At 37.6% G+C, this 6,772-nt stretch carries 5 protein-coding genes; all 5 read right to left on the bottom strand.

Annotated elements, in window-relative coordinates; translation table 11 throughout:
* Window positions 1-161: 161 nt before the first annotated feature.
* Window positions 162-1,058, bottom strand: a complete 897-nt coding sequence (locus tag HX088_RS13445) for a 3-hydroxyacyl-CoA dehydrogenase (protein WP_286484424.1) — start codon at window positions 1,056-1,058, stop codon at window positions 162-164.
* A 21-nt stretch (window positions 1,059-1,079) separates the two neighbouring features.
* On the bottom strand, window positions 1,080-2,447 hold the full coding sequence (locus tag HX088_RS13440) for an oleate hydratase (protein WP_225532483.1): 1,368 nt from the start codon (window positions 2,445-2,447) through the stop codon (window positions 1,080-1,082).
* Entirely contained in the window at window positions 2,447-5,629 is a 3,183-nt protein-coding gene (locus HX088_RS13435; RefSeq protein ID WP_286484423.1) for a type ISP restriction/modification enzyme, read from the bottom strand. Before HX088_RS13435 ends, HX088_RS13440 begins: the two co-directional genes overlap by 1 nt.
* Window positions 5,630-5,936: 307 nt before the next feature.
* Complete coding sequence (locus tag HX088_RS13430) at window positions 5,937-6,383, bottom strand: hypothetical protein (protein ID WP_157478811.1); 447 nt, start codon at window positions 6,381-6,383, stop codon at window positions 5,937-5,939.
* The gene (locus HX088_RS13425; RefSeq protein ID WP_157478810.1) at window positions 6,383-6,577 is read right to left on the bottom strand and encodes a hypothetical protein; all 195 of its coding nucleotides are present in this window, start codon (window positions 6,575-6,577) and stop codon (window positions 6,383-6,385) included. The genes HX088_RS13430 and HX088_RS13425 overlap by 1 nt, the downstream gene beginning before the upstream one ends.
* Window positions 6,578-6,772 lie beyond the last annotated feature (195 nt).

Genomic DNA, 6,772 nt, shown 5'->3' with positions numbered 1-6,772 from the left:
CGCTTAAAATGGCTTAAACGAGGTCAAATATTTTAAATTTTTATAAAAATTGGAGTTGTGCAACAGTTACCGATGTTAGCTGTAGTGCTTATCAGCATACAAAAAACGCTCTTTCTTAACAGAAAAAAAGAGCGTTTCAATATATTGATCTTTCAGAAAAATTACTTCAGAAAGTTTTTTTCCCAATAAGCTGGATTCGGGTATTTATAGAAACCTTCTCCAGTGGCTACACCAAGTTTGTTTTTATCGATGTAGTTTTCTTTCAACATCGCCGCCACTTTTATTTTTGTAGGATTCTGTGTTTTATCAGCGGCCATTTTATTGATGTTGTATGCAGTAGTAACGCCTACCACATCCAAAATACCAAATGGTCCAACTGGTGCACCGGTTGCGACCATCCATGTTTTGTCGATGGTTTCCACATCTGCCACTTCGTTCACATACAAATCCAACGCAGCACTCAAAAGCGGTACCAATAAGGAATTTACGATATATCCCGGCTGCTCTTTGTATATTGGCAATGCCACCATTCCGATTTGTTTGGCAAATTCTAAAACGGAATTAAATGTTTCGTCTGAAGTGCCGGGATGTTTCATCACTTCTCCGGTATTGTGTTTCCAGATTTCATTGGCAAAGTGTAAGGCTACGAATTGTGCAGGACGACCTGTATATTCGGCAAACTGGCTTGGTAGCATAGTGGAAGAGTTGGTCGCAAAAACAGTTTTAGTGGGTGCTACTTTCGCCAACTGTTCGTAGAACCCGATTTTAATCTGCGGATTTTCCGGAACGGCTTCGATAAGCAAATCGGCATCTTGCACCGCTTCTGCCAAATTGGAATTGTATTGCAAATTTGCTTTAGTGGCTGCAAGCTGTTCTTCCGTTACCTTCAAATCTTTTTTATACGATTCCGCCAAAATATCAAATTTCGCTTTGGCTTTTTCCAAAACCTCATCATTGATGTCGTAAACGGTTACATTAAAACCGTAAAAAGCAGTCTGGAAAGCAATTTGGTAACCCAAAACACCACTTCCTGCCACGGTTACATTTTTAAATGTTATCATTGTATTTTTATTTATTTGTTAACTTCTATAAGATGTATGAATGGCTTTTGCCAACACATCGGGGCGTTTCCAATATTCTGTTACGGGAGTAACTTTCTTATCTAAATTTAAAAGCGTGTAAACGGCTGTCCTTGCAGCCCGTACCGAATATTCTTCGGTAAAAACCATATCTTCCGGAATTTCCACAAACTGACTGATAAGTGCCAGATTGGTACTTCCTTCCGGCACCACAGCCGGACGGTCTGCTTTGGCTCTTGGCTGGAATAATGCGTCGATATATGGCATCATACAAGGAATGACGTTGATAACGCTGTCTTTTATCTCCTGCTCGTATTTTTCAAAATGCAGGTGGTGGATAAGCTCGGTCAGAATTTCTTCGCCGGTACAGTCAATCATCGGTTTTTTTATAAAATCTCCAATCGCATCCGGATACAAACCGTACCCCCAAAGTATGGTCGTATCATCGCCCTGCGCTTTAAAATGCGGTTGGGCCGCTACCACAATCGACATTCTCCACGAAGAATCTTTAAAGGTCATCAATGCGCCGCTTCCGGGTTTGTTACCGCTATATTGCTCAATCAATTGAAGCATTTTGTTGCCCTTGAAAGTAGGGGTAAACGAATACCATTTGGTTTCATCCGGTTTGGTAAAAAACGGATCGGGATTACCGAGTTTGCCCGGTTTTTTGTCGGCTATTTTACGCCACAATGCAAAACTTGGCGGATTGCCCGGAAGGTATTTTGCGGGTGTTTTGTAATCGCCATTGTCGGAATTGTCCGTAATGCAGCCGTTGGTAAAAAATACCAAATCGCCTTCGTTTACCGTAATTTTTTCAGTATTTCCTTCAGCGTTTTCACATACAATTTCAGAAACGGTAATGCCGTCGCCCTCTTTGAAATTGAGGTCGGTAACGGTTTTTCTTAAAGAAAAATCCACGTTGTATTTGTCGAGGAATTTTTTCAAAGGCAAAATCACGGATTCGTATTGGTTGTAGGGCGTACGGGTAACACCTTCCAATGTTTCGATGCGGGAAAATTCCAACAGCATCCGTTTCATGTAACGTTGAAACTCGAAAATACTGCTCCATTCCTGCCAAGCAAACGTAGTTTGCCACATATACCAAAAATTGGTGGTGAAGAAATGGTCATCGAACCAGTCGCGGATCGTAACATTGTCCAAATCATTTTCGTCTGCAAAGAAAAGTTTCAGGAATTTCATCCTATCCTGCGTATTAAAGCCCATATCGGTTACAGGCAGGCGGTTGCCGTCTTTGCTCACATACAAATGAGCGTGAAAACTTTTAGCTACTTCTGTATTACCTGACTCAAAGCAAGGACTGAAATCAACATCAGGAAATTCAATATCTAAACAATGGAACTCGCTCATTAAATCTCAATTTTATCAATCTCCTGCATCAGTCTGTCCGTTTCTGAAAGTGCTACAATGATTTTTTGATAGTGCAAAATGTCGTCAAACTCCAATTTGCGGTCTTTTCGGTCTTTTAGCCATTTTTGCGCGGGTTGATAACCACCGATGTAAAACTCCCAAGCCACTTGCGGTACATGGTCAAAATATTGCGTGTCGTTGATGTACACTTTACCGTCTTTGTATTTGGGTTTGCCAACAACATTATCGCCATCTATTGGATATTGTGTAATATAATTTTCAACTTTTGGACTTTCCAATAAATGAATTTGGCGAATTTCTCCACCTAATTTTACCAACTGCCAAAAAGTATCTTTGTCTTTTGGATAAGGAACTCTTGGAAAGTCTATTTTTAAAAACTCTTTGAATTTCTCTCTGTATGTTGGCGAATGTAAAACAGCATATATGTAATCCAAAATGTCAATTGGAGCAAAAGCGTTGTCTTTTATTTCTTTCTCAATAGTAAAAGTTAAACCAAGTCTTTCAGCTAAAAGATTTACTACTTCAGATTTTAAATTTGGTATTCTTTCAATTGACTCAACAATTTTTTGCTGTCCATTAATTTCAGGGTAAATGTATAGTGGGAATACACTACCACCACCACGATAATAAATGTTTTGGTCTGAAATTGTGTTAGTGATGAAGGACAAATTCCATTGCATACTTCCAACAGCTTGACCCTGTCTACCTGATATGATTGCATAATTGTTACCATCACGCAAATTTTTCATAATGCGATTTTGACTATATGCAAAAAAACCTTTTGGTTTACCTGTGAAATAAGTCCATCTATTATCAAATGGACGATATGTAATCATTTTGAAATTGTTATCGCTAAAATTTTCAGTTAAATCTTCCTTTGCTTTTGATAAAATCCAATCTCTACTATCACTTTTTAAGTTGTAGATTTTACGCAATTCAGATTCTTCTAAATTTCTAAAGTTTTCAATTATTCTATTTAAAGATGATTTTTCAAATTCGATAGTCACACTGTCATTTTTTGATAAAACACCTAATGACGATTCTATAAACAACTCCGTTAATTGAAAGCCTTTGTCATATTCGTTTTTATTTTCAAAATCTTTAGGCATTAAAAAATATTCTGGAGCAGTTAGTTCAACTTCATTATAGGGTGTTGATTTTAGACTGTTTTCGGTTAGAAAATCATATTTTAATTCTCGTTTACCATAAAGGTCATAATGATAAACTTTGCCTAATTCGTTTGGTTTTTTCTTACCTGTTTTTATGAAAAAATTGATTGAAACGCCTTGTTCAATATCAAAAACATTTACATCTGCTGAACCATCTGGGGCAGTTTCTTTTTTCTTGGCGTTACCGTGTAAATCAATCGTATAAATTTTGTCATACGTTTTTAATAAATGCCAACGCATTCCACGAAAGGTAGGATTATCTAAAAAGCCGTGTGGGTTGATGAATGCTAAAACGCCACTTCCGTTTTTTTCTATGAAATGCTGACCGTACCGCAAGAACTTTACATAATCGTCATTGATGAATTTTGAATTTTGTTCTTTCAATTTTTCTTTTCCGCCTGGCTCTTTTTTGTAATCTTCCATCAATTTCATAATCCATTCGCCTTTATTGGAACTTTCTCCGCTATACGGTGGATTTCCAATTACACACATTACTGGCGTATCTCGTTTGATGTGGTTGGCTTCGTTTGCTTCGGTGCTTAACCAATTCGCAAATAAAGTTCCTGTATCTTGGTGATGTTCTTCTAAACTGTTGGTAAGGTAAACTCTAAACCTTTGGTTTGTTGTTGGTTTGTAGCCTGTTTCTGTTAAAAGCAAATCCAATTTCAAGTGAGCCATTGCATAACTCGCCATTAGCAACTCAAAACCGTTCAAGCGTGGCAATAAATGCGTTTCTACATAATTGCTCCAAATGCCTTGTTGCCCTTGAAATTTTTTGTGAATGTGTTTTACCACTTCCGCTAAAAAAGTTCCTGTTCCTGTGGCTGGGTCAAGAATTTGTACTTTGTGTACTTCTTGTTCCATTTGTTTATAACCTGTTGCCGAACGTTTGTCGGCGGTTTGGGTGTTTACTTTTATGGTTGTTTTGCTGGTGTCGGCAAGACCTTGCGGTAAATCAAATTCCGTTTTTAGAATGTCGTCAACTGCTCGAACAATAAAATTTACAACGGGTTGCGGTGTATACCAAACGCCACGAGATTTACGCAATTTTGGGTCGTATTCGCTTAGGAACGTTTCATAAAAATGGATAATCGGGTCTTCCATTTTGGTGGATTTCCCGTAATTCTTCAAAATTTCTTCTACGTTACACGCCAAAAAGATTTCTGAAAGGTTCTCAACTACCCATTTGATTCGGTCGTCAATGTCTGGTCCTGCAATGTAACCAAAGAGTTTTCGTAAAAACGGATTGGATTTTGGAATCAGTTCAGCTGCTTCTTGTCTACTAAAATTATCCAAAGTAGGGTCGTGCAAACGAGCCGCAAACATTCCGTAAGCAATGGTTTGAGCGTAAACGTCTGCAAAACCTTGTGGCGTAATGTCGTGAATCAGAATTTGCTTGAAAGCCAACATTTGCTCTTTCAGCGTACTGTTTTCTTGGTTCTCTTCATCACTGGTCAGCGACTTCTCAATAATATTAGAAAGAAGGCGGGCTTTGCCCGCCATCATTTCTGCTAATTTTTTTGAGCTTTTTATCGTTTGTCCAACGTGAACGCAAAAGTCTTTTATCAGATTTTCAAAGTTGCCAAAGTTCTCAGGTAAAGGTTTTATTCCCTTGTCCGTTATTTCAGCAATGGCAATTTTGGTAACAAATTCACCTTCTCGGTAGAGATGAAAGTTTATGTAGTCCGTGAAAATTAAATTGTTTAGAGAAGCTTTGTATCGGTCAAACTGCTCTTTGTTTCCTGTTTTTTTAGTTCCGTCAAGGTCTTTGTCTCCAATGTCTTTAGCTTCAATAAATCCAACTGGAATATCCTTTTTAGTTAAAATGTAGTCAGGTGCTCCACAACTTTGTCTTTTCGGTTCGTTGGTCGCTCTGATTGTCGGCACTAATGCTTCTAAAAGATTTTGTAAGTCTCCACGAAAAGTATGTTCAGTTGCGTTTCCGAGTCTGTACCTTTTGTCAATGTTGTCAATATATTGTTCTAATGTCATTTATTAATTCAATTTCTGTCAGAGCGTTGGCAAAAAACAGCTCTTTTGGTTTTTTCAGCGTTGGCTTTCGTGTCGGCAAAAACCAAATGTGCTGTTTTTTCAGCGTTGGCTTTCGTGTCGGCAAAAACCAAATGTGCTGTTTGTGCGGTGGGCTTTCTTTGTATGTTGCCCAACGGTTTGGGGCTTTGCGTTCGGGCGGGAAATCGAAGCTCAAAAGCCGAATTTATTACTATAGTTCAACAGAAAAACTACTGTTGAGTTTTGCACTTCAGCCCGCCTGACGCAAAACCCTTGTTGCCTGCTGTTTTTATTCCTCGTATGTGTCAAGTTTCCAATTTTTGTCGCCACGCAGTTCTCTCCATTTCCAATAGCTTTCATAAAAACTGTCGTGAAGCATATCTTGAAATTCATCTGCGTCTTCATTAAGGTCTTGGTCAATAAGTTTTATTCCAGTCCATTCGTCATACATAAGTTTAGGGTCAGTTGTGCCGTCAATTATATTAAGCATATTAAAAACTATTCCTGCACTATTGTCGGCAATAACTTTTCGTAAAGCATTTTTTAAATGTTCGTTGTTGTCAAGTTTATTGAGCTCTTGCTTTTCTAAATCTGTCAACCCACTATTTGGCGGATAGGTCAAGAAGTCAAAGTTTTTGTCCTCAATAATATTTTTAACTGTCGCCTCTGCATATTCTTCAATATCTTGGTTTAGGTCAAGCATTAAGGCTAACGCATTATTATTTGATAGTTCCATTAGTTCAAAATTTTGTAAATAGAAGGTTTGTCAACTTTTAGCAATTCTAAAATATATGCAGCTTTAACTTTGTCGTGTTTTTTTGATTTGTCAAACTCATTCATAAGTCCGCTTACATAAAGGCGTTCGTTTACTGTCATTTCTTCAAGTCCTTCAACTCGTCTAACTGCTTGTAAAATTTCATCGTTTGTCATTGCGGAGTGTGTCTCTTTAAAATAGCAGGCAACTATTAAATATACGCAACTTTCTACAAAAACCAAATAAAAAGTTAAAATAAACATTACTTGTTGTAAATAAGCTAATTAAATATGGTAATTAATTGCGTATTTAGAATTGTTTGTGGATTTTTTTTGTGTGATTTTAAATTCAAATAAAGTTTTACGTTAACA

The sequence above is a fragment of the Empedobacter sp. 225-1 genome, from assembly GCF_030328185.1.
In the GTDB taxonomy this organism is placed as follows: Bacteria; Bacteroidota; Bacteroidia; order Flavobacteriales; family Weeksellaceae; genus Empedobacter; species Empedobacter stercoris.
This window is presented reverse-complemented; position numbering and strand designations above follow the sequence as displayed.